The following is a 22,241-nucleotide window of genomic DNA, read 5'->3' on the forward strand; positions in this document are numbered from 1 at the left end:
TTTTTAATTAAAAATTACTCAGCAATTAAAAAGTTAGTGGTTGAAACCTGATGCTCAATTACATCATCTTGTGTGCGGTCTTTTAAATTAACCCCAGTTAGTTTTAGTTTTTTAGCTTCACGTAATAAGTACAGTGCGCGTCTCGCCGCTTCTGTATAAGATAGGCCTGCAGGGCGAATATTCGATATGCAATTACGACATGCATCGTTAAGTCCTGTTTTGGGCTCCCATGTTAAATACAAGCCAAGGCTATCTGGCGAACTAAGTCCTGGGCGCTCTCCTATTAACACCATAACCACCTGCGCATTTAGCAACTCACCTATATCGTCGCCAATCGCTACTCGCCCTTGCTCAACCAAAGTAATGGGAGCAATTTTAAATTGCTTGTCTGTTGTAAGGTGCGTTAATAGCTCTGTTATAAATGGGTATGCATTTTTTTGTACCGCCAACGACGAAAGTCCATCAACCACTACAATCGCTAAATCGTATTTAGCCTGCGCAGTGTGCTTTTGTTTATTCATATAGCTGAGAAGTACTTGCCTACCATTTTCATCAAGTTTGCGGCCTAAATCGGGTCGCTGAAGGTAAGTAACCCTGTCAACGGCTTGGCTGTGTAAATGCAGGGGAGGGGCAACCTCTTTTAGATCACTAATACTGCCTAGTTGCTCAGTCATTTCGTTAATATCAAGCGGAAAACTCACCGCATCACGCGCTTGTGCATGAGATAGCTGAAAAGCCAGCATTTCTGAGGTTGGCAAACTTATACCAGCGCGACCAAGCCCAATACGGGCGTCGGTAAAACGCCGTAAATCACTCCAAGGGTTGTGCACTACATTACCGTTATTTTTATGCTCATTTACTGAGTTATCTAATGGAGTGGTCGGTTTTGAACGTGATTTCATGAGCCACCTCCAGCAATTGCACCCAGAGGTTTAGCAAAAGCGGGAGGCAAGGTATCTGAAAGTGTGATGTCGGTAGTGCTTTGCATAATTTTCATTTTGCTTAGCCATGCTTCAAACTCAGGGGCGGGTCTAGAGCCAAGAACTCGACGCACATATAATGCATCATGAAACGACGTAGTTTGGTAGTTAAGCATAATATCGTCAGAGCCAGGTATTCCCATTACAAACGAGCAACCTGCAACACCTAATAGCGTTAGCAAATTATCCATATCGTTTTGATCGGCCTCTGCATGATTGGTGTAACACACGTCGCACCCCATCGGTATGCCTAGTAACTTAGCGCAAAAGTGATCCTCAAGTCCTGCTCGGGTAATTTCTTTACCATCAAACAAATATTCAGGGCCAATAAACCCCACCACGGTATTAACCAGTAACGGATCAAACTTACGAGCAACTGCATAAGCGCGAGCTTCACACGTTTGCTGATCAAGCCCATGATGCGCATTTGCTGAAAGCGAACTGCCTTGCCCAGTTTCAAAATACATCACATTATTGCCAACAGTGCCGCGCTTTAAACTCAAAGCGGCATCTTGCGCTTCAGCTAAGGTATTTAAATTAAAACCAAAACTTGAGTTAGTAGCCTCCGTGCCGCCAATCGACTGAAATACCAAATCAACCGGTGCGCCAGCTTCTATACATTCAATAGTGTTAGTAACATGTGTAAGCACACAGCTTTGCGTCGGTATGGCGTATTTTTGAATAACATCATCCATTAATGTCATTAATTTAATGGCCTGGGCAACGTTGTCGGTTGCTGGGTTTATACCTATTACGGCATCGCCATTACCGTATAGCAGACCATCGAGCATGCATGCAGCAATACCGTTAATATCGTCAGTTGGATGATTTGGTTGTAAACGTGTAGATAAATGCCCAGGGAGGCCAATAGTGTTTCTAAAAGCACTTGTAACATGGCACTTTTTAGCAATTAATATGAGATCTTGATTGCGCATTATTTTGCTAACAGCAGCAGCCATTTCAGGCGTAATACCTTGCCTTATACTTGCAAGTACAGCGGGTGTTGCAAAGTCGCTTAAAAGCCAATTACGAAAATCACCTACGGTTAAATGTGCAATAGCCATAAAGGCATTGGCATCGTGCTCGTCAATAATTAAGCGTGTAATTTCGTCATCTTCGTAGGGAATAAGTACCTCATTTAAAAATGTTTTAAGAGGTACATCGGCCAATGTCATTTGAGCCACAGCACGTTCTTGTGCTGATTGTGCAATGACACCCGCTAAGCGATCACCCGAACGTTGCGGCGTTGCTTTAGCCATTAACTGGGCTAAGTTCTTGAATTTATAAGTGTGTGTACCTAAAGTGTAACTGTACGCTTGCCCCATGATTTACTCCACATAACTAATATGATAAACCTTGGTATAGGTTTTGCTGCATCTTTAGCTATAAATCAATTTTCAATAGTTACAAGACAGCTTATTTTGTACCAAGTAACTATCGAATTTCGGCAAAAGATTATTTATTAATCCAATTCAATTGGTTACACACGCAAAGCGGTGTTAACTTAACCATAATAAAAGTGTAACGAAAAAGAGCATCCCCTATATGGCGCAGCAAAGTAGCTACAACGCACCACTAAAGAGCAAGGTGCAAACACACGATATAGACGAGCAAGCGCATAGCCTTACTCAATGGCAGCAAAAATACGATCAAATGAGCGACGGCAGCTTTTATGGTTTTATTGAAGAAACAGATTACGCCAATATTCATGTGTTTAAAGAATACACCGAGCGAGCGCTTCGTCAGCAATGTAACATCGCCCCCAATTCTGTTTGGCTTGGCATTCCTTGTCAGTCGCAGCAAAGTAAGATTAATGGTCTAAGTGTGGCAAGTAATCAATTTATGTGCCGTACAAGTGATAATGACTTTGAGCTGATAACCCCTGAGCAATTTAATATTTATGGTTTGGTAATCGATTGGAATTCAATTGAATATATGGCGCAGCTACAAGGCGTAACATTGAAAAACCTGTCATCTGCACAATCAGCTCGCTTATCGGTGAGCAACTCATCATTACAAACGGCAAGGCAAATAATTAATAGCATGGTTGTAGGCAAGGGCTTTGGACTTAAAACCGAATCGCAACAAGATATGCTAAACATGTTGGCACTACACTTATTACAGGCAGATAATCCACAACAAAATATTGCGCCAAGTTATAAACATAGAAAAGCCGTAGTAGATAAAGTAAAAGATTACGTGGCCACAAATCCACAAAACCCAATAACCATAACCGAGCTGTGCGAGCTTGCTTTTGTAAGTAGGCGCACACTTCAGTATAGTTTTGAGAGTATTTTAGGAATTAACCCTTTGCGGTTTTTACGTTTAACACGCTTAAATAATGTAAGGCGGGAACTAAAAAAATTAAACCAAGATAAGCCAATTTCAGTAATAGCAGCCAATTGGGGATTTTGGCATGCGGGACAATTTGCTAAAGATTACACGCAACTATTTGGTGAAAACCCATCACAAACAGTTAAAAATTCAGCACAGCAGTTTAAACCACCGTGCTCTACAAACTTGTAGGTGCGAATTTACTTCGCGCTCATGTAACGTGGCTTTAATGCTTTAAAAGTGAAAGCGAGGTATAAAACCTCACCTACATCGTGCAAACAGCAAACCCGTAGGCGCGAATTTATTTCGCGCTTATGTAATTTAGCTTTAATACTTTAAAAGTAAAAGCGAGGTATAAAATCTCACCTATATTGTGCAAACACCAAACCCGTAGGCGCGAATTTACTTCGCGCTTATGTAATTTAGCTTTAATACTTTAAAAGTAAAAGCGAGGTATAAAACCTCACCTACATCGTGCAAACACCAAACCCGTAGGTGCGAATTTATTTCGCGCTAATGTAACGTGGCTTAAATGCTCTAAAAGTGAAAGCGAAGTATAAAACCTCACCTACATCAACACCGAACCCGTAGGTGCGAATTTATTTCGCGCTCATGTAACATGGCTTTAATGCTCTAAAAGTGAAAGTGAGGTATAAAACCTCACCTACATCGTGCAAACACCAAACCCGTAGGTGCGAATTTATTTCGCGCTCATGTAACTACATCGTTCAAACACCAAACCCGTAGGTGCGAATTTATTTCGCGCTTATGTAACGTGGCTTGTATGCTTTAAAAGTAAAAGCGAGGTATAAAACCTCGCTTACTATATTCAAAAGCCCTATTTGATCGGTGCTATTTAAGCCGCGATTAAATAGGACTCTTGTCCTGAATGCTTGTTGTTGCGTTTAAACGAACCTTTGCCTTTTTTAGCTTTAACCACTTGTGGTTTAAATAATTTAGAGGTGACCATCGCCGCTAGTGCATTGTGGTTTATAACGCCTCGCCCTGTATCTACCGCGCTGGTGTTTGCGGTTTTTGCTTTAGATTTTTTAGTCATATATTTCCTATCAACTAATGGTTATTTTAAGTTAAATAATAAAGAGGCTTTTATATTAGCCTATTTAAGAGATGGCGATTGTAGGCTTAATTTTCAACCGCGCAAGTATTTTTAATGCCCAACAGGTACTTTTTTATAATAAAAAAGCATAAAAAAAGCGCAGTTAATAACTGCGCTTAATATTACTTAGTTTGCTTTACTTTTTTATAAGATAATTAAAAACTAAAGCTTACTTTTGCATAGTACGTTCTGCCGTCAAAGCCGTATGGCAATGCGCGTACAGGGTATTTAAATGCACCGTTGGTGATAAAGTTAAGTACTTCGTCGTCGCCTAGCTCGTCTGGCGTTTCGTCAAATACGTTATCGGCACCCACCGAAAGCGCAAACATGTCGTTAATTTGGTAGCTCACGTTTAAGTCAACTAACACAGCAGATTCAACCGTACTTGTTGGTTTAAACGACCCTGTTGGCGAAAGCTCACCTGGTAATGAAATATGGTCGTTACCAAAGTATTTTACATCTGTTTCGCCAAAGTAGTTAAAGCGAATGGTTGATGTGTAGGCATCGCGTTCGTAGTCAAAGGTAAGCGTTGCACGTTCGCTCGGTTGTCCGTCGGTAAAAAAGCTACGTTGTAAATCATCAAAAGCAACCGCTTCAGGAATACCGTCTTCAGCATTTACGCCGTCAATTTTAGTATCGTTTAGGTTACCTGCAAAGGTTACTCCTAAATTACCGCCTTCAACTTCAGTGCGGTACGATGCAATAATATCAACACCTTGCGTAGTAGAATCAACCGAGTTTGAGAAGTAATTAGCTTGTACTGCTCCCGTTGCTTGTAGCGCTGCTACAGCGTCTGAGCTAAACGATACGTCGTCAGCCGTAAGTAAGCTGCCAAGCGTAATACGGTCTTCAATTTCTACGCGGTAAAAATCAACCGTTAGTGAAAGCTCGCTTGTTACATCGTAAACAAAACCAGCACTGTAGTTTGTTGAAGTTTCAAGCTCTAAGCTATCTACGCCTAACGCACTTGGGAAGGCTGTACCGGTGTTTGCAGTGAACGACTGCGTTAATGTGCCGTCTGAACCTAAGTTAGTTGTAAAGGCTGTATAACCACTTTGTTGAAGTGATGGCGCTCTAAAACCAGTAGATACCGCACCACGAACTGCAAAGTCATCTGAAAATTCATAACGTGTTGCTAATTTACCAATTAAATCATCCCCAGCATCTGAGAAATCTTCATAGCGTAGCGCACCACTGACGTTCCATGCGTCGGTGATCATAGTTTCTACGTCTACATAAACTGCGTAGCTGTTACGGTCGCTATCGTTAGCCGCTTCAGGGCGTAGGCCGTTATAAGCCTGAAAACCACACTGTGCAAATTGGTCTGGATCATTTACTGATGGGTACGAGGTATCCATATTTGCTAGTCCACAGGCGTATGATGCTTCATCGCCAGGCACTATTTCGTAGTTTTCTTTACGGTATTCAGCGCCTACTGTTACATATAAAGGTTCACCACGGCCAATATCTACAATACCGTTTACATCAAGGTTAACCGTTGTTTGATCAAATCTAAAACCACCTGAGTAACCGCCACTAGGGCCTGAGTTTGCTGCAATATCGGCATCGCTTGCACTTGGGTTGTTAAATAAATACTCAGCCGCGTAAGAAGCGTTTAATGTATTGCGTGATGTAAAGTCGTATTGGTTTTCACCATAAACAGCCGATACATCGTAATTCCAATCTGTGTTTATATCGCCTTTAAAACCAAGCGCGACTGAAATATCTTGTGCTTCGTTATATATGCGCGGTAAAAAACCATCGCTATATACTTGGGTTACGTTTTTAGACGCTTCGTTAAAATTACGGTAAAAACCATTACCCAGCGCCGTGCGCTCTGAGTAGCCACCAAACGAGTAAAGCTCGCCGTCGCCCATTGGTAATGCCATGTTGTAAAATAACGACGTAAATTCACTTTCTGAGTTACCTTGGCCCCAGCGTACGTCTTCACTTAACGTACCTGGTTCAACATTAAGCGAACCACCCGTATCACGCTCGGCGCGGTTAGTGCCATCGGCATCACGGTACTCAAGCGATAGGTTAATAAAGCCGCCTTCGTTGCCTAATTCAAAACCACGGTTTAAACCTGCTGAAATAGTGTCGCCGTCACCTTCACTTGTGCCGCCGTATTGTACAAAACCCGTTGTAATACCGGTTGAGTTATTAAGAGATAAGTTAATTACGCCTGCAATAGCATCAGAGCCATATTGCGCCGCTGCGCCATCGCGTAATACTTCAACGCCTTTAAGGGCCGTTAGCGGAATGGCATTCATATCGGTACCCGCAGCGCCTGCGCCAACCGTACCGTTAAGGCCAAAAATTGATTGGTTATGGCGACGTTTACCATTTACTAATACAAGGGTTTGATCTGGCTGTAAGCCACGAAGTGTGGCGGGTCTAAATAAATCAGAACCGTCAGATACTTGTGTACGCGAAAAGTTAAATGAAGGCGCTGTCGCTTGCAGGCTTTGGCCAAGCTCGGTAAAGCCACCTTTGGTTAAATCATCTGCGTCAATTAAATCAATAGGAGAAGAAGACTCAGTAGAAGTACGGTTAGATACACGCGATCCTAATACAGATATTTGCTCAATGTTTTTAGCAGCTTGCACTGGTGCTTCTTCTGCGTTAACAATGCTTGGTGCGCTAAACGCGAAAGCAACGGCTACAGCAAGTGTGTTTAAACGGTATGTTGGCATAGTGACGACCCTGTTTTTTTGTGTTCTTATAATATGTGTGTGGTTATGATGCTCATAACCTGTTGCAAACATCCTAGCAACATATGCAAACAAAAAGAAATGAAAAAAACTAAATATTTGGTCTAAGTATGCAAATAAAATTCAAGATAAGAAAAAACCACCTTTAATCGATTAAAATACATGCTGCAAGGGCATTAAACTTCAAAAAAAGATCTATTAACTTTTTATTTACATTGTGGTTTTGCTCGTTTGTTTACGCTTTTAAAGGTAATAGGCAGCGGATGGTCGTACCTGTCCCTAATGTGCTGTTAACTTCTATTTTTCCGCTATGATCGCTCACCATAGCGTATACAAGTGTCATACCCATACCGGTACCTTCTCCAACTTCTTTCGTTGTATAAAAAGGGTCAAACATATGCGCTATTGTGTCTTCACTCATTCCACAGCCATTATCTTTTACCTCAATACAGATATTTGTGTCTAGTTCAAAAATATTCACCTCAATAATGCAGCCTTTTTCTAAATCAAGCTCGCATGCTTGCCAAGCATTCATTAATAGATTTACAAAAATTTGATTAATTGATGATAAATTACACCAAATAAGTGGTAGGGGTTCAAACCGCGTTTTTATTTCGCATAATTTAAGTTTGCTACTTAATAATCTTAAAGCATTATTAGCACCCGTTGTTACATCGGTTAGTTGTTTATCTTGCGAGGAGGAGGGGTGGGCAAAGTTTAATAAGTCATGCACAATTTGTTTTATTCGTTTGAGCCCTTCAACGCTGTCGTTAACTTGTCCCTGCAAATTGTTATAAAGCCACGCATACGGATACTGTAAATTGAGTATGTCGATTTCGTGTTTAAAACGGCTTTCTTTAATTTCATTGTTTAAGTATTGCTCGTTAAGTTTTAGCAACGTGATAAGCAAAGGGGTAGAATTTTGTAAGCTTTCTATATTACTCATTGCATAGGCAAGCGGGGTATTTATTTCATGGGCTACGCCTGCACAAAGCGTTCCTAAGGTTGCCATTTTTTCGGTTTGCACAAACAGCATTTGCTGATGTTCTAAATCGGCTACTTTTTTTTGTAATTCATTATTTATGGCAACTAAAACGGTGCTTTTATCTTTGAGTAATTGTTCTGCGGCCAAGCGCAGCTTTTGTTCGTTTAAAAAAGCACGTTCAAAATTACCATCTGATCCATTCATTCCTTTCATCCATATAGATAACTTTATACTTAACGTTTAGTCGTCTACATGCAAATTTGCAACTTTAGTGTGAGCATTTATCTACTTATAGATAATAACCGCATTAGGTGACTCCTACTCTATATAAAAGGTAAGCATAAACAGGTCACGGATGTTTTTTTAAGCTATTATTTAGCCAGAAGTAATTTAAAGGCGGCGCAATGACTCAAGTAACACCAAACACACCCATGAATCAGGTTGATGTACTTTGTATTGATGATGACGAAATAGTACTACGCACGTTAACACGACTACTTGAAGTAAATGGCTTAACGGTTATTGTTTGCGATAATCCGCAAAACGCATTAACACTTTTTAAAAATCATGAATTTGGTTTAATTATTAGCGACATGCGGATGCCAGTAATGAACGGCGCCGAGTTTTTAGAAAAAGCGCGTGCGCTGGCACCCGACACTCAGCGCATTTTATTAACCGGTTACGCCGATATACAAACAACCCTAGCGGCTGTTAACCAAGGGCAAATAAATGGTTATATTCAAAAACCATGGCAAAACGACTTATTACTTCGAAGCATTAAAGATAGCCTAGAAAAATTTGCGCTAAAAAAGCAAAACAAAAAATTAGAAACACAAGTTAAGGCACAAAACCAAGAACTACTTGAGCTAAACAACACGTTAGAGCAACGAGTAGAAAAACGTACCTTACAAATTAAACAAGTTTTAAAAAAGCTAGAAGACGCCAACGAGCGCGAAAAACAAGAGCACAAATCAACCGTTGAGCTGCTATATAATTTTGTTAACGCAAACCCTTACCTTGATGGCAACAAAGCACAAAATATTGCAAATACCTGCACACAAATAGCGCTTTACTTAAACCTGTCGCAAAAAAGCATCGATCTTGCCCCAATGGCGGGTTATTTAGCACAAATAGGTTTGCTTGCTATGGATCCTGAACTTTATAAAAAACCGCTAAATCGGTTAAATGAGCAACAACGTAAGACCTTTTATACTCACCCAAGTACAGCACAATTAATGCTAATGCCAGCAATACATTTACACGATTTATCGGATGCTATTTATTATCAGTTTGAACGTTTTAACGGAAATGGAATGCCCAAAGGCCTTGCCGGAAACGACATACCGATAGGGGCTATGGTATTAGGGTTAGCGCGCGACTATTGGGATGCGTTTGAGCAGAGCAATGCAAGCGATGAAAAGCAGCGCCACGAGGACGCACTCGAAAGTGTAAAACTTTATAGTGGTTCGTTTTACCACCCTAAAATAGTTCGTGCGCTTGAAGCAAGCCATGCAAAACTACACGAACAAAAAAGTTCAGCAGGATCAGTACTAATTTGTAATGCTCATGAACTCAAAGATCAAATGATACTCGGCCATGCTCTGCACAGCCATTCGGGTATAATGCTGCTGCCTAAAGGTCATGTGTTTAGCCGCAAATCAATAGAAAAACTGCAGCAACTAGAATCTAAAAAACCAGCCCCATTTAGAATTATGGTTAAAACTGCTAAATGATTGATCTAAACGGCAGTTTTTTTCGTTACAATGTGCATAAAATACATTATTGAATTTGCTTGAAGGAGCACTCTGTGTCGCGATTTTCTGCGGTTACTGACAATCCCCATGATGGGCGTTTTAACCAAAAAACGGGAATACTGCTTACTAACCTAGGTAGCCCTGATGCACCAACAGCTGCTGCGCTTCTTATATACTTACGTGAGTTTTTATCAGATCCACGCATTGTAGAAATACCACGCCTAGTATGGATGATAATTTTACATGGCATTATTTTGCGTGTGCGCCCTAAGCGTTCAGCTAAATTATACGAAAGTATATGGACCGAAAATGGCTCACCGCTTACTCACATTACTCGCCAACAAAGCGTAAAGCTAAATACCTTATTAAAAGAGCAAGGTTATACCAATACCGAAGTCGTAATGGCTATGCGCTATGGCAATCCCTCAATAGAGGCCGGCCTTGAGGAGCTTCGTGATAAAGGCTTAACGCGTATTATTATATTGCCAATGTATCCGCAATATTCTAGCCCAACCACGGGTTCAACGTTCGATGCTGTATCAAGCGTACTGCGTAAATGGCGCTGGGTGCCAGAGCTGCATTTTATTAATGGCTATCATAAAAACACCCGTTATATTGAGTCACTTGCTAATAGTATTAGTGAGGATTTAGAAGCGAATGGTATGCCACAAAAAATTGTTTTTTCGTATCACGGTATGCCTAAACTATTTTTAGAGCGCGGCGATCCGTACCATTGCCTATGTTTACAAACCACGCGCTTAGTTGTAGAAAAACTAGGCCTTGATAAAGACAAAGTAATTAGTACTTTTCAAAGTCGATTTGGTAAAGCCGAGTGGTTAAAGCCATATACCGATGCAACCCTTGAAGCCCTGCCTGATGAGGGGATTACCGATGTAGCTATTATCAGCCCTGCTTTTAGCGCCGACTGCCTAGAAACACTTGAAGAGCTAGAAGGCGAAAATCGTGAAATATTCGAAAACGCAGGCGGCAAAAAATACCGTTATATAGCGGCACTAAACGACAGAGACGACCATATAGAAGCTGTGTTTGATGTTATAAAACCTATGTTGTAACCCAAGCTTACTAAAGCACATAGCTAAACATATTTCGCATTAAGCGGTGTTAAAATTAACACCGCTTTTTTGTTTTTAGGGCTTTTAAAATTTTGTTGTAGAGGGGCAGCCATGGCAGCATGTAAAAGCGTAGTTTTTAGGTGAGTAAGTAATCAAAAGCTGTGCTTCTCGTGTAAGAAAGTGCTCTACAAGTCATACTCAAACTTTGGTATAAACACCTGTAGACGTGCAGCTTGCTGGCGTTTAAAAGCAACGCTTTTACAGAATTGTTAAGCTACATATGTATCAAACCCTATACACAAAACAAGGAGAAGCTACGCTTCTAACGTGAGCAAGCTCTACCTCTACAAAACAACGTATTACGTCAAATTCGATGCAATGTTTACAGTAGACGCGCAGCTTTTTGGCGAGTAAAAACGTAGTTTTTTAATAGTAATTAAAATAAATAAAAACGCATTGTGGAGGGGAAGAATACCTAAGCAACAGCAATTAAACGCTATCGCTTAAAGTATAAATCAATCGCTTTAGTGAGGAGCTCGTCGAGTTGTTCTTCAAATTCTTCAATATTAATATCAAAGTGCTTTAAGTAAGCTCGAGCCTGAGCAAGTGATAAATTACGGCTGTTAACGCTATATTGTCGCTCGTCTATGGCTTTATCGTAACGAGGTAAAAATACAAATTGGCCATAAAATGGTGACTTAATATGTTTATTTGCAAAACGACAAAAATCTTCAACATGCTCAGCACCCTCAGGGCCAAGGCAACCGGGCTCAATGCGATACATTAAGCGAATTTTTTTGTCGTCATTTATTTGCATATAAAGCCTTTATCTAAAAAACAGTACGCGTACTATTTTTCCATCTTTAATTTGGTAACTCGAAATCAGTTCTGAGCGTTTATCAACTACCTTTTCGTCAGTTGAGCAGGTTTCTGATAGTTCGTGATCAATCACTATATCACCGTGCACTATGCGCTTAATTGGTGATGAGTGAATACACTTTAACTTTTTAAACATTAGCCCATAACGTTCTATTAGTTTTTCTTTACCTTTAAATAATAGCTCATTAGGGAAAATATAAAACTCAACATCTTCGGCATACACACGAAGAAACTCTTCAATGTTACGTGCGTTATATGCTTTAACTAACTGCTCTACTACCGCAAGTGATTCGCGCGATTGCTTAGCTTTTGTTTGTTGCTTAACTGTCAGCGCTTCTTTTGCTTGCGTAACTGCTTTTTCAGCTTCGGCTACAGCCACTGCTTTTTCTATTTTATTTTTAGGTTTTTCAGTAGGTTTAATCTGCTCGTTACCCAATACCTTTGAATCGTCTGGTTTAGTCGCATCAATTGTTGGCTTTTTAAGCTCAGGTGCTTTGTATTCAAGCGTATTTACTTTGTCGTCAGCTTTGACTTGAGTTACTGATTGCTCATCTTCAACTTTTGGTTTTTCAGCGTTTGCTTGAGCTTCAACTTGCTGCTCTTTTTGCTCAGGCTCGCTTTGTTCTGCGGCGTAAGTAATAAGCGCAACGGTGGTAATTAACGAGGCAAAAATAATAGATAACGGTTTCATAACTTTCCTAAAATGAACACTAAACACGTGTAATACCAATTACATTAAATAAGCGATCTATTATAGCGTCAAGAAAATAGCACAATAATAAGGCGAAAATTGTGACATATAGTTGTTCTATATGAATAATTTTTAACGCAGTTAGTGAGTTATTTAATGCGATAGAATGATCATATTTTTGATAATATTGGTATAAGGGTGCAACATAGCAAATTTTAACGTTATCGGGTAGTTAATACCACCACTGTAGCCTACCAGTACTGCTCTACAGTAATGTTACCGGGTGCTTTGCGGCGGTTACGCGTAAAGTTTTTATCGAGAAGTAGCGCGGTGGTGTCTTTTACCATTTGTGGGTTTCCGCAAATCATAAATTGTGCATTACTAGGCTCAGGGTTTAATTTTACATGTTCAAACAAGCCGTTGCTCTCAATTGCGTTAGTAATCCGGCCACTTAAGCCTTGTAATGGCTCTTCTCTACTTACAACAGGAATATAGTTGAGTTGCTCGGGGTACACTCTTAATAACTCGTTAATAAGTGCTTGATAGCTTAAATCGTTATTAAAACGTACACCATGCACTAAGTTTATGCTTTTGTATTTTTTCCACACATCGGGCTGTTGCAATATTGATAAAAAAGGCCCTATGGCAGTGCCAGTACCTAACATCCAAAGCTGATCGCTTTGTGGTATTTCATCAAGGGTAAAAAAGCCAGTTGCGCGTTGTTCTATTAATACGGTTTCGCCAGGTTGTAATGTAGCTAAACGAGGAGAAAGCAAACCGTCAATAACGTTAATAAGGTAAAATTCAAGATCGGGATTTTCAGGGGCATTCACATATGAATAAGCCCGAGCAATACGCTTGTCGCCATCCATTATAGAAAGCTTTGTAAATTGCCCTGCTTTAAACGGCTCTACATTAGCATTAACGGTTAAGCTAAAGAGCGTTTCGCTCCACCATGTTACGCTTTTTACTGTTGCTTCAACCCAATTAGACATAGTTACCTCTTGGTTTAGCCATTAAAGTTTTAAATAACTCACTCCATAAACATTAGCATTAAGTGACAAAGACTTACAGGAGAATATGACTAGATTTAAAGCAGTGATGTATGCAGTATTTACCAATAAAATAATGTGAATAATTAGCTCTGCGATGCTGTATACGTTGAGCTTGCTCACGTCAGAAGTGAAGCTTCTAATTACTTAACTCATGATCACAAAGATAAACACAATCCCAAAATGGATATTCCTCAGCTTTATTCACAAGCCCAGCGCGTAAAGGGTTAGCGATTATATAACGTGCTTGGTTAATTAAATCATCCTCTGCTTTAAGCTGGTGCTCAAAATAGTTTTGCTGCCAAATTTGCCCATTAGAACAATTAAACTTATTAATGTTCACCGTGGTAATACTTTTATATTGCCTTACAACGTCATTAAGAGGTAAATCTTTCAATTGAAACAACCAATGGAGATGATCTGGCATTAGGGTATAGCAGATTGTATTCACCTTATTTTGCATATAAACCAAACCTCTTGTGGCAATACATGCATTTTCAAAGCTCTTGAATAACGGAGTTCTTTGTTTTGTGCATATTGTTACAGAGTAAAATTTATTTTTTGAGGAGTGACGTCCTGTTAATAGCTTTTTAGAGGAATACATAAAGATTTTAATTTATTGGTTTTTATAAATATAGATAAAATGTGTTATACGACAAGTTAAATAAAACCACGGCGTTAAGTTTGGCGGTAGGCGTAGAGCTTGCTCACGCGAGAAGCGTAGCTTCTAATTACTCAATCACTCATCATAAAAACTACGTTTTTAAACGCCAGCAAGCTGCGCGTCTACAGGGGTTATGGCCTCTAAAAATTTAACTATTCACCACACATAAAAAAACGGTGCTAAATTTAGCACCGTTTTTATAAGCAATTAGAAAAAGTTTATGCTTTTTTCTCTTCACAACTTGCTAGGTATTCGTCAAACGTACCTTGGAAGTCGATTACTTTTTTATCTTTAATATCAATGATACGCGTAGCTAATGACGATACAAACTCACGGTCATGGCTTACAAAAATAAGCGTACCTTCAAAGTCTTTAAGCGCATTGTTAAGCGCTTCAATAGCTTCCATATCCATGTGGTTAGTTGGTTCGTCCATAACAAGCACGTTAACGTCTTGCATCATTAACTTACCAAATAACAGGCGGTTTTTTTCACCACCAGAACAGTTACGCGCTTTCTTGTTTGAATCGTCTGCGGTAAACAACAAACGGCCTAACATGCCACGAACCATTAAATCGTTGTGCTTAGCTGTACGCCATTGCGACATCCAATCAAACAACGTTAAATCGTTTTCAAAATCTTTAGTGCTGTCTTGCGGGCAATAACCAAAGGTCGCATTTTCAGACCATTTAATTTCGCCTTCATTACTTTTAAGCTCGTCTACTAAACAGCGTAAAAATGTAGTTTTACCCACACCATTTTCGCCAATTACAGCAAGCTTAGCGCCAGCTTCTAGTAGTAAGTCGCCACCAGTAAATAATGTTTCGCCATCAAAACCATGGCCAAGCTTATTAACTTCAAGCGCTTGGCGGTACATTTTTTTACCTTCGTCAAACGAAAGTGATGGGCTCATACGGCTTGAAGATTTAACTTCATCAAGCTTAATTTTATCCATTTTTTTAGCACGCGAACTCGCTTGCTTAGCTTTTGACGCGTTAGCACCAAAACGATTAACAAAGTCTTGTAGCTCGTCAATCTCAGCGCTCTTTTTAGCGTTTTCAGCTAAAAGTTGCTCGCGTTGTAGGCCCGCAGCATCTAAAAACTTCTCGTAGTTACCAGGGTAAATACGCAGCTCGCCGTAATCAATGTCGGCCATGTGTGTACATACCGAGTTTAAAAAGTGACGGTCATGCGAAATAATAATCATCGTACATTTACGTTTGTTAAGCTCGTTAGCAAGCCACGTAATTGTATGAATATCCAAGTTATTGGTAGGCTCATCCAGTAGCAAAATGTCAGGATTTGCAAATAACGCTTGTGCTAAAAGCACACGTAGTTTCCAACCTGGAGCAACGTTTGCCATTAACCCGTAATGAAATTCTTTATCGATACCCGCTTCAAGCAAAATTTCTTCAGCGCGGCTCTCTGCCGTGTAACCGTCCATTTCAGCAAATATGCTTTCAAGATCGGCTACTTTCATACCGTCGTCTTCGCTCATTTCTGGTAACGAGTAAATACGTTCGCGCTCTTGCTTTACTTTCCAAAGCTCCACGTCGCCCATAATTACCGCGTCTACAACGCTGTATTGCTCAAAAGCAAACTGGTCTTGGCTTAGGTTACCTAATTTCAACCCTGGAGTAATAGATACATTACCCGCACTTGGAACAAGCGCACCGCTTAAAATTTTCATGAAAGTCGACTTGCCGCAGCCGTTAGCGCCAATTAAACCGTAACGGTTACCGTTACCAAATTTAGCTGAAATGTTTTCAAACAACGGCTCTGCGCCAAACTGCATCGTAATATTTGCGGTGGAGATCAAAAAGGGTAATCCTAGATTAGTACTGACAGGAGTACGCTGCAGCAAAACGCCACAAACAAGAACCAGACAATAGGGTAAATTAGCTGGCGAATTATACAGATCAGCCACAACGAATGAAAGATAAAAGGTAGCTAATTTATAACCAAGCGAAAATAACGGCAATTCTCGTTTTTAAGCCACTATTTTTAGCGTGAGCGGTGATGCTTACTTACAGCGGGGAATATAAATAACCACTACCGCCAATAACATTAAATAAGTGTTGTAGCCAAATAACCACGTTATTGCCCATGCTTTAATGCACAGGCTGATAAATTAACTTTATAGCGGCCGCATTTTTGATAATTAGTTGATTAACCGTCGCCACGTCATCAAGAGTTAGCGACTCTTTACTTAGCATAAAATGTACGTTGTTAACGTTAATTGGTGTAATAGACTTTACCTGCGTAATTGAGGGGTGTTTTTTTACAAAGTACTGTGCAACAGCAGAGTCTTCAATAACATAGTCAATTCGTTTTTTATCTAACATGCTAAATCGATTATTTGCTTGGGCAGTAAGCACCACCTGTGTTGGATACTTAGTTTTTAACTGTTCAAGCTCGTTACCAAAAAAGCTCCCACGGTTAATACCAGCTGTAAACTTTTTACTAAAAAGCTCAGCTAAGCTTGTTACATCAGGCGTATCTTTATGTTTATAAAGCCGCATAACCTCGTCGCGGTAAGGCAAGCTAAAATGCGCATATTGAGCGCGTTGTTCTGTATAACTTGCCGCGTAGGTTATATCTACTCGGCCATTTTTAAGCTCAGCTTGAACACGTGAAAAACTCGGAAAATAAGTCCATTTAATACAAAATTTTGAATCTTTAAAAATAGCGTTTGCAGCATCCACTTCTGCGCCTAAAAATGTATCACCTTGCTTAACAAGGTAAGGCGGCCAATTAGTTTCGTTAGTGCCCATTACTAATGTTTTTGAACACGCAAGGGCATTAAAGTGAGTAAATAGCAGTGTAGTAAATGCTAAAAATAAAGTTTTCATTACACTCCTTAAATTAATTTTTAAACAACGCTTTAAGTGCTGTTTTATTTTTGTTTATATATTCATTAATTACCGCAAGCTCAGTAACCGACACCGTTTGTTTGCTAAACATTAAATAAATATCGTCTTTATTTACATGCTCAATATTGGTTACTAATTTTATATTTGAGCCTTTTTTGCCAAAATAAGCCCCCACTAACTCGTCTTCAATAGCAAAATCAATACGTTGTTTATTAAGCATTTCAAAGCGTTTACTGGTTGCACTGGTGTATTCAATCTGCTTTTTATATTTAGTTTTATATTGCTCAAACTTCTCGCCGTAATAGCTTCCAAAGTTAGCGCCAACAATAAAGCCTTGTTTAAAAATGTCTTCGAGGTTTTTAACACTATGCTGATTATTTTTGTTTTCGTATAAGCGCATAACCTCAGTTCGGTAGTTATCACTAAAGTGCACATATTTAGCGCGCTCGTCTGTATAACTTGCAGCCCATCCTAAATCAATACGGCCGTATTTAAGCTCAATAAAAGCCCGCTTAGAATTTGGCAGTAACTTAACTTCAAAACAAAAAGGGGAGTCAGCAAATATAATGTTAAGCGCATCAACCTCCAAGCCTTGCAGCTTACCGTTAATGCCCATTACATAAGGCGGCCAAAAAGCATCGTGCGATGCCACGCTAAAGGTTCTCTCACAAGCAAATACATTAAATGGAGCCGTAAACAGCAAACATAAAAATACAGTAATTAATTTATTCATTGCGCCTCATAGTTATTATTTTTGCTTATTATTACAACAGTATAAACCAGCTTTTGTATTTTAGCGGCGCGGGCTTGTTAAATTTGTAAATATTTCGTTAAAAATTCATTTTTAGGATAAAACAACTAAACTAGCGTTGTTGGTAGCTTTATCTATGGGTACACTAATAATAAATTTATACATAGCAGGGCACGTTATGTCACCAGCCAAAATACGCAGTGATGTTATAAAACTCAGTGAATTAAGCACTAAAAAACCAGATTATTACTTTATCCAAGGCTACTTAATGGGATTAGGTGTATTACCTCAACTACTTGTTCCCAGTGAGTGGCACCCAGATCTATTTGGAGAGTTTAATATTCAAAACGAGACTGAGCTAAAATACCTCGAAAGCTTAATGGCTCTGTATAACCAAAGCATGGATAAAATAATTCAAAACGAATTAAAAATGCCAGCAAAATGCAGCCTATCTAAACAAGACTACCGTGAGTCACTAAAGCCGAATATGCCCCTACCAAATTACTGTAAAGGGGTTTTACAGGCGCTTAAAAATATAAATAAACGCATGCTCAATACAGAGCAAAAACGTTCTATAAACAGCTTTACTACAGTGTTAAAAGCATTTACAAGCCCCAAAATCGCCGCAAAAGAGTTTGGTGAATTTGCCCAATACAACGCCCAAGAATATAAACGTAATTATGTTTATTTTATGGCCGACGCTATTTTTGAACTTCGATTTAGTAACGAGCGAGCAGTATTTGATGAAAACGAAGCCGAATTTAACAACCACTTTTTAGACGAAGAGCCAAATGAATTAGATGAATTTGATGAACTACTTGAACTAGTACTTGCCGATACCGAGCTAAAAGCACTTGAGCCAATGCAAATGCTTTTAGAAATAATGGAAAGTGGGCTCATAACAAAGCAGTTTATTAAAGACAACACCGGGTACTTTTGGGGTTTGCACGAAACCCGACCTTATATGATGCTTCGCGCGCATCGAGCAAAAATACACGCACTGCATGGTTATACCCAAAAAGCGCAATCAGAACTCGAAGAGTTATTAAAGCTAAACCCAAACGACAATCAAGCAAACCGCTTTTTATTAATGAACTGCCTAATTATTAATAAACAATGGGAAAAGTTAGAAGCGCTATTGACCGACTTTGATTTTCAAGAACTACACACAACAGCAAGCCGTGCGCTAAGTGCTTTTGTAATGCATGGTGATTCAAAACCCGCTAACGAATACAAAAAAATGCTCCAGCAGCAAAATAAACACTTTAGCAAAATACTCACCGGACAAGAAAAACTAAAAGAACAACAGCCGCCATACTTCAGCCCAGGCAGTAAAGAAGAAGTCGCTGTTTATCTTGATTCGTTAGGTAAGCAGGCGTGGATTTCGGTGCCAGCGAGTCTTTTTTGGCTAAGAAAAAGGTAACAAAAAACGTTTAGCGTGATTTATATCGCGCTAAACATAACGCAGATTCAATTTTGAAGTGCATAACCGCTTTTTAAGTTTTTATTCAATAGTAGAAGTCACGCTTGTTAAGCGTGCAGCATCAATGTTGCTTATGTTCGCAAAGCGCCATACTTGAAATAATAAATTTCAAACCCGTCAATAAACACATAACATTCAGAAGTCATCGTTAATAACCTGCGCTTTATTGGTTTTACGTTGCCGTGTATTATAGCCACCTACATCGGCGGCTAATTCATTAATTTCATCAAGGAGCGATCCTTGTAATTGCAGCACGACTAAAGCTTCAAATAAAATATCGCTTTTAACTGTCTCGCCTTGCTCAAGTTTTTGCACAGTAGAGCGCGACACACCAATCATTTTTGCAAAGGTGCTTTGCGTGTAATGCAAAGTGCGGTGCTGGCGTATTAAATCCCCTAATCGCTGCGCCATTTTTAAAGCTTGTTCAGATCTCATTAATGAGTGCCTACTCGGTCATTAAGGTGTTAATGATTACTTTGGCGGTATTTGGCTTGTTTGCAAATAAAAGTGATGATTTAAAAGTTATTGGTAATTTGTTTGTTGGTGTTTTAGAGCAGAGGCTTTAGTGAAGGTGATCTGGTGTCTCTTTAGCAGCAAGGGTTGGCAAGCGCCTTTGGAATCTGACAGCACACTAGAAGAACACAGATAAGGGCGTTTGTATTGCATTTTATATTTTATACTGCGTATGTATCACTCAACATCAGTGCTTAATAACAATGGCGTATTAATTTAAAAATTTCTACTTATTAAGCCTATATTTAATGCGCTTGTTCCTGTAGATTAAACAAATAATGAATGCAGTATTAACAGTGCCTTAGCTGTTAAACGATTAGCCAAGGAGCGGTGAGTCTCGTGTCAAACACCACACTTACTTATTACAACCAAAATGCCAAAGCTTTCAGCGACTCAACACTTAACGTTGATATGTCGGCGCTTTATGCTGAGTTTTTACCGCACGTTGCACAACACGGGAGTATTTTAGATGCCGGTTGTGGCAGTGCGCGCGATGCCGCATTTTTTAAAGCGCAGTGTTTCACTGTAAGTGCGTTTGATGCAAGCCCAGAGCTGGCAGAGTTGGCAAGCAGTTACTTACAACAACCTGTAGCGGTTAAAACATTCCAAGAGCTAAATTGTGTAAATCAATACGACGGTATTTGGTGCTGCGCTAGTTTATTGCACGTTCCGAAGGCTGAGTTATCGCAGGTGTTTTTAAACCTACAAAATGCGCTTAAACCCAATGGTGTTTTGTATGTATCGTTTAAATATGGCGATACAGAGCGTGTGCACAATGGTCGTGAATTTACCGATTTAAACGAAACTGCTTTAACGCATTTACTTAGCCATACGCAGTTAAAAGCTATTAAACAATGGCAAAGTGTTGACAAGCGACCAGAGCGCGAAAGCGAAGTGTGGCTAAATGCGCTTATTAAAGTAGTACACGTTTTATGATTGGATCAATGCAGCAACAACTCGACTTTATTGCTTATATTCAGCGCTTATTAGTTGAAGGTGATTTTAGTGCTACTTATAAGTTTGCACTTTTACATGCACTGGCTGATATTAGTATCAAAAAACATCACGCTGATCCACAAGCACAGTTACAAATAAAATTTGATGAATTAGTCGACAAATTTATTACTTTATATTGGCACCAAGCGTCGCCATTTGGTGCAATTGGTAATAATAGAGAGCAACTACTTTTACAAAATACCAACTCTAATAAACAAGCCAAAATTATAACTACGCTTCATGATGCAAAATTAAATAATATTAATTCAATTAGCCAATTAAAAAAGAGCGACGGTTGGAAAAATATACGCAGCTCAACATTACAAACCATTAAAGACGGCCCGCTTTGGTTATTACAAAAATTAAATGGCAAAGAAGAGTGTTTCTTGTATCCCCATATTAAAGGCCAATCATACATTACCTTAAATGAAGGTATTGCAGGCTGCTTTAGGCGTTTTTACGACCTAGTTGTTTATTTAGCAAAAAATGCATGGCTGCAAAAAATTCAAAGTATTAAGCATAACCAGGCCTTAATTGGCCCACAAAGCCAACTACATGATTTTTTATTCGGCTTTGATCGCAATGCATTGAGTAAGGCAAAGCCTGTGTTGATAGAGCTTCAGCACGGTAATTGTTTTTATTGCGAAAAACCATTGAACAGTAAAACCGAGGTTGATCACTTTATACCGTTTGCTCGCTACGCAAATGATTTAGGTCATAACTTTGTGGCAGCACATAGCACCTGTAATAACAGTAAAAGTGACTTTTTAGCTGCGCAACTTCACCGCGAACGCTGGCAAGAACAAAATTTAGTGATTAATAGCCAGCATTTAACAAGTGAACTTAGTGATTACTTTAATTGTGATTTAGATAAGTCGCTTTCGGTTAGTGATTGGGCGTATCAGGTTGCACAGGCTAACAGTGCAAAGTTATGGGTAAAGAAAGGTTATTTTGAAGAAGCGGCTAGTTTTAAATATCAGCAACCAAGTACAGGGCTGGATTTAGTAGCGGAAGAAAAGCCAAGGTATGACGTGTAATGCAGAACTTGTAGTTCGTGCCGTAGGCGGGAGTGTATCTTGGGCTTTAACTTGTAGGCGGGAGTTTGCCTCGCGCTTTGGGTTGTAGGCACAGAGCTTGCTCGCGCGAAAAGCGAAGCTTTTAAATGTTGATTAAATTTGCGGCGTTTATAAATGATGTTTTTGCGTGGGTTTAAAGGATTAAAAACCTCTATTCGAGGTTTTATCGCGTTGGCGATGGCAACCAAAGGGCGGCTGCCGCCAATCGCCCTTTGGAATCCCACGGCGCACCCGAGCATCACACTGTATCTTCAACTTACGTTAATGATGTGAACGTAATCAGCGTAGATAGGCCATCCATGGCCAAG

General features: G+C 39.6%; 19 protein-coding genes. 6 read left to right on the forward strand and 13 right to left on the reverse strand.

Going from position 1 to position 22,241, the window contains the following annotated elements; translation table 11 throughout:
- Positions 1-14: 14 nt before the first annotated feature.
- Positions 15-902: an ethanolamine ammonia-lyase subunit EutC gene (gene eutC, locus CXF89_RS06595; protein ID WP_121954137.1), complete on the reverse strand. Its 888-nt coding sequence runs from the start codon at positions 900-902 to the stop codon at positions 15-17.
- Positions 899-2,305 (reverse strand): ethanolamine ammonia-lyase subunit EutB, encoded by a 1,407-nt coding sequence (locus CXF89_RS06600; RefSeq protein WP_024594012.1) that lies wholly within the window; start codon positions 2,303-2,305, stop codon positions 899-901. Before CXF89_RS06600 ends, eutC begins: the two co-directional genes overlap by 4 nt.
- Positions 2,306-2,525: 220 nt before the next feature.
- On the opposite strand from CXF89_RS06600, the gene CXF89_RS06605 reads away from it, so the two are divergent.
- Positions 2,526-3,506 (forward strand): helix-turn-helix domain-containing protein, encoded by a 981-nt coding sequence (locus CXF89_RS06605; protein ID WP_121954138.1) that lies wholly within the window; start codon positions 2,526-2,528, stop codon positions 3,504-3,506.
- A 664-nt stretch (positions 3,507-4,170) separates the two neighbouring features.
- Here the strand turns inward: CXF89_RS06605 and arfA are convergent.
- The 3 genes from arfA to CXF89_RS06620 all read right to left on the reverse strand — a co-directional run bounded on the left by arfA (position 4,171) and on the right by CXF89_RS06620 (position 8,334).
- The gene (gene arfA / locus CXF89_RS06610) at positions 4,171-4,371 is read right to left on the reverse strand and encodes a ribosome alternative rescue factor ArfA (protein ID WP_002963106.1); all 201 of its coding nucleotides are present in this window, start codon (positions 4,369-4,371) and stop codon (positions 4,171-4,173) included.
- A gap of 215 nt (positions 4,372-4,586) precedes the next feature.
- Entirely contained in the window at positions 4,587-7,127 is a 2,541-nt protein-coding gene (locus CXF89_RS06615) for a TonB-dependent receptor plug domain-containing protein (protein ID WP_101216801.1), read from the reverse strand.
- Between the two features lie 253 nt (positions 7,128-7,380).
- Positions 7,381-8,334 carry a sensor histidine kinase gene (locus CXF89_RS06620; RefSeq protein WP_121954139.1) on the reverse strand — a complete coding sequence of 318 codons (954 nt, stop codon included), beginning with the start codon at positions 8,332-8,334 and terminating at the stop codon, positions 7,381-7,383.
- A 200-nt stretch (positions 8,335-8,534) separates the two neighbouring features.
- Between CXF89_RS06620 and CXF89_RS06625 the strand changes: the two genes are divergently transcribed.
- Positions 8,535-9,863, forward strand: coding sequence for a response regulator c-di-GMP phosphodiesterase, NosR family (locus tag CXF89_RS06625; RefSeq protein WP_121954140.1), 1,329 nt, complete (start codon positions 8,535-8,537; stop codon positions 9,861-9,863).
- A gap of 74 nt (positions 9,864-9,937) precedes the next feature.
- Positions 9,938-10,957, forward strand: a complete 1,020-nt coding sequence (gene hemH / locus CXF89_RS06630; RefSeq protein ID WP_121954141.1) for a ferrochelatase — start codon at positions 9,938-9,940, stop codon at positions 10,955-10,957.
- Positions 10,958-11,453: 496 nt separating this feature from the next.
- On the opposite strand, the gene CXF89_RS06635 is transcribed toward hemH, so the two are convergent.
- The 7 genes from CXF89_RS06635 to CXF89_RS06665 form a co-directional block, all read right to left on the reverse strand.
- Complete coding sequence (locus CXF89_RS06635) at positions 11,454-11,774, reverse strand: hypothetical protein (protein WP_121954142.1); 321 nt, start codon at positions 11,772-11,774, stop codon at positions 11,454-11,456.
- Positions 11,775-11,783: 9 nt separating this feature from the next.
- Positions 11,784-12,527, reverse strand: a complete 744-nt coding sequence (locus tag CXF89_RS06640) for a nuclear transport factor 2 family protein (protein WP_007583507.1) — start codon at positions 12,525-12,527, stop codon at positions 11,784-11,786.
- 251 nt (positions 12,528-12,778) lie between these two features.
- Positions 12,779-13,522, reverse strand: a complete 744-nt coding sequence (locus CXF89_RS06645) for a ferredoxin--NADP reductase (RefSeq protein ID WP_024591141.1) — start codon at positions 13,520-13,522, stop codon at positions 12,779-12,781.
- A 196-nt stretch (positions 13,523-13,718) separates the two neighbouring features.
- A complete protein-coding gene (locus tag CXF89_RS06650) occupies positions 13,719-14,183 on the reverse strand; it encodes an REP-associated tyrosine transposase (RefSeq protein ID WP_121954143.1) in 465 nt (154 codons plus the stop codon).
- A gap of 278 nt (positions 14,184-14,461) precedes the next feature.
- On the reverse strand, positions 14,462-16,060 hold the full coding sequence (locus CXF89_RS06655; protein WP_076915521.1) for an ABC-F family ATPase: 1,599 nt from the start codon (positions 16,058-16,060) through the stop codon (positions 14,462-14,464).
- Between the two features lie 292 nt (positions 16,061-16,352).
- Complete coding sequence (locus tag CXF89_RS06660) at positions 16,353-17,093, reverse strand: substrate-binding periplasmic protein (RefSeq protein ID WP_121954144.1); 741 nt, start codon at positions 17,091-17,093, stop codon at positions 16,353-16,355.
- A 13-nt stretch (positions 17,094-17,106) separates the two neighbouring features.
- Positions 17,107-17,847 carry a substrate-binding periplasmic protein gene (locus CXF89_RS06665; RefSeq protein ID WP_121954145.1) on the reverse strand — a complete coding sequence of 247 codons (741 nt, stop codon included), beginning with the start codon at positions 17,845-17,847 and terminating at the stop codon, positions 17,107-17,109.
- A 196-nt stretch (positions 17,848-18,043) separates the two neighbouring features.
- On the opposite strand from CXF89_RS06665, the gene CXF89_RS06670 reads away from it, so the two are divergent.
- Positions 18,044-19,288, forward strand: coding sequence for a UPF0149 family protein (locus CXF89_RS06670; RefSeq protein WP_121954161.1), 1,245 nt, complete (start codon positions 18,044-18,046; stop codon positions 19,286-19,288).
- A 195-nt stretch (positions 19,289-19,483) separates the two neighbouring features.
- Here the strand turns inward: CXF89_RS06670 and CXF89_RS06675 are convergent, their stop codons facing one another.
- A complete protein-coding gene (locus CXF89_RS06675; protein ID WP_121954146.1) occupies positions 19,484-19,783 on the reverse strand; it encodes a helix-turn-helix domain-containing protein in 300 nt (99 codons plus the stop codon).
- A gap of 417 nt (positions 19,784-20,200) precedes the next feature.
- On the opposite strand from CXF89_RS06675, the gene CXF89_RS06680 reads away from it, so the two are divergent.
- Together CXF89_RS06680 and CXF89_RS06685 are read left to right on the forward strand one after the other, a co-directional pair.
- On the forward strand, positions 20,201-20,797 hold the full coding sequence (locus CXF89_RS06680; protein ID WP_121954147.1) for a class I SAM-dependent methyltransferase: 597 nt from the start codon (positions 20,201-20,203) through the stop codon (positions 20,795-20,797).
- On the forward strand, positions 20,794-21,894 hold the full coding sequence (locus CXF89_RS06685) for an HNH endonuclease (RefSeq protein WP_121954148.1): 1,101 nt from the start codon (positions 20,794-20,796) through the stop codon (positions 21,892-21,894). Before CXF89_RS06680 ends, CXF89_RS06685 begins: the two co-directional genes overlap by 4 nt.
- The last annotated feature ends 347 nt before the right edge of the window (positions 21,895-22,241 follow it).

Source organism: Pseudoalteromonas sp. MelDa3 (assembly GCF_002863625.1).
Taxonomy (GTDB): domain Bacteria; phylum Pseudomonadota; class Gammaproteobacteria; order Enterobacterales; family Alteromonadaceae; genus Pseudoalteromonas; species Pseudoalteromonas arctica.

Coding starts and splice junctions, on each gene's coding strand:
- eutC (WP_121954137.1), bottom strand. CDS start 902: ATGAAATCACGTTCAAAACCGACCACTCCATTAGATAACTCAGTAAAT.
- CXF89_RS06600 (WP_024594012.1), bottom strand. CDS start 2,305: ATGGGGCAAGCGTACAGTTACACTTTAGGTACACACACTTATAAATTC.
- CXF89_RS06605 (WP_121954138.1), top strand. CDS start 2,526: ATGGCGCAGCAAAGTAGCTACAACGCACCACTAAAGAGCAAGGTGCAA.
- arfA (WP_002963106.1), bottom strand. CDS start 4,371: ATGACTAAAAAATCTAAAGCAAAAACCGCAAACACCAGCGCGGTAGAT.
- CXF89_RS06615 (WP_101216801.1), bottom strand. CDS start 7,127: ATGCCAACATACCGTTTAAACACACTTGCTGTAGCCGTTGCTTTCGCG.
- CXF89_RS06620 (WP_121954139.1), bottom strand. CDS start 8,334: ATGAATGGATCAGATGGTAATTTTGAACGTGCTTTTTTAAACGAACAA.
- CXF89_RS06625 (WP_121954140.1), top strand. CDS start 8,535: ATGACTCAAGTAACACCAAACACACCCATGAATCAGGTTGATGTACTT.
- CXF89_RS06635 (WP_121954142.1), bottom strand. CDS start 11,774: ATGCAAATAAATGACGACAAAAAAATTCGCTTAATGTATCGCATTGAG.
- CXF89_RS06640 (WP_007583507.1), bottom strand. CDS start 12,527: ATGAAACCGTTATCTATTATTTTTGCCTCGTTAATTACCACCGTTGCG.
- CXF89_RS06645 (WP_024591141.1), bottom strand. CDS start 13,522: ATGTCTAATTGGGTTGAAGCAACAGTAAAAAGCGTAACATGGTGGAGC.
- CXF89_RS06650 (WP_121954143.1), bottom strand. CDS start 14,183: ATGTATTCCTCTAAAAAGCTATTAACAGGACGTCACTCCTCAAAAAAT.
- CXF89_RS06660 (WP_121954144.1), bottom strand. CDS start 17,093: ATGAAAACTTTATTTTTAGCATTTACTACACTGCTATTTACTCACTTT.
- CXF89_RS06665 (WP_121954145.1), bottom strand. CDS start 17,847: ATGAATAAATTAATTACTGTATTTTTATGTTTGCTGTTTACGGCTCCA.
- CXF89_RS06670 (WP_121954161.1), top strand. CDS start 18,044: ATGTCACCAGCCAAAATACGCAGTGATGTTATAAAACTCAGTGAATTA.
- CXF89_RS06675 (WP_121954146.1), bottom strand. CDS start 19,783: ATGAGATCTGAACAAGCTTTAAAAATGGCGCAGCGATTAGGGGATTTA.
- CXF89_RS06685 (WP_121954148.1), top strand. CDS start 20,794: ATGATTGGATCAATGCAGCAACAACTCGACTTTATTGCTTATATTCAG.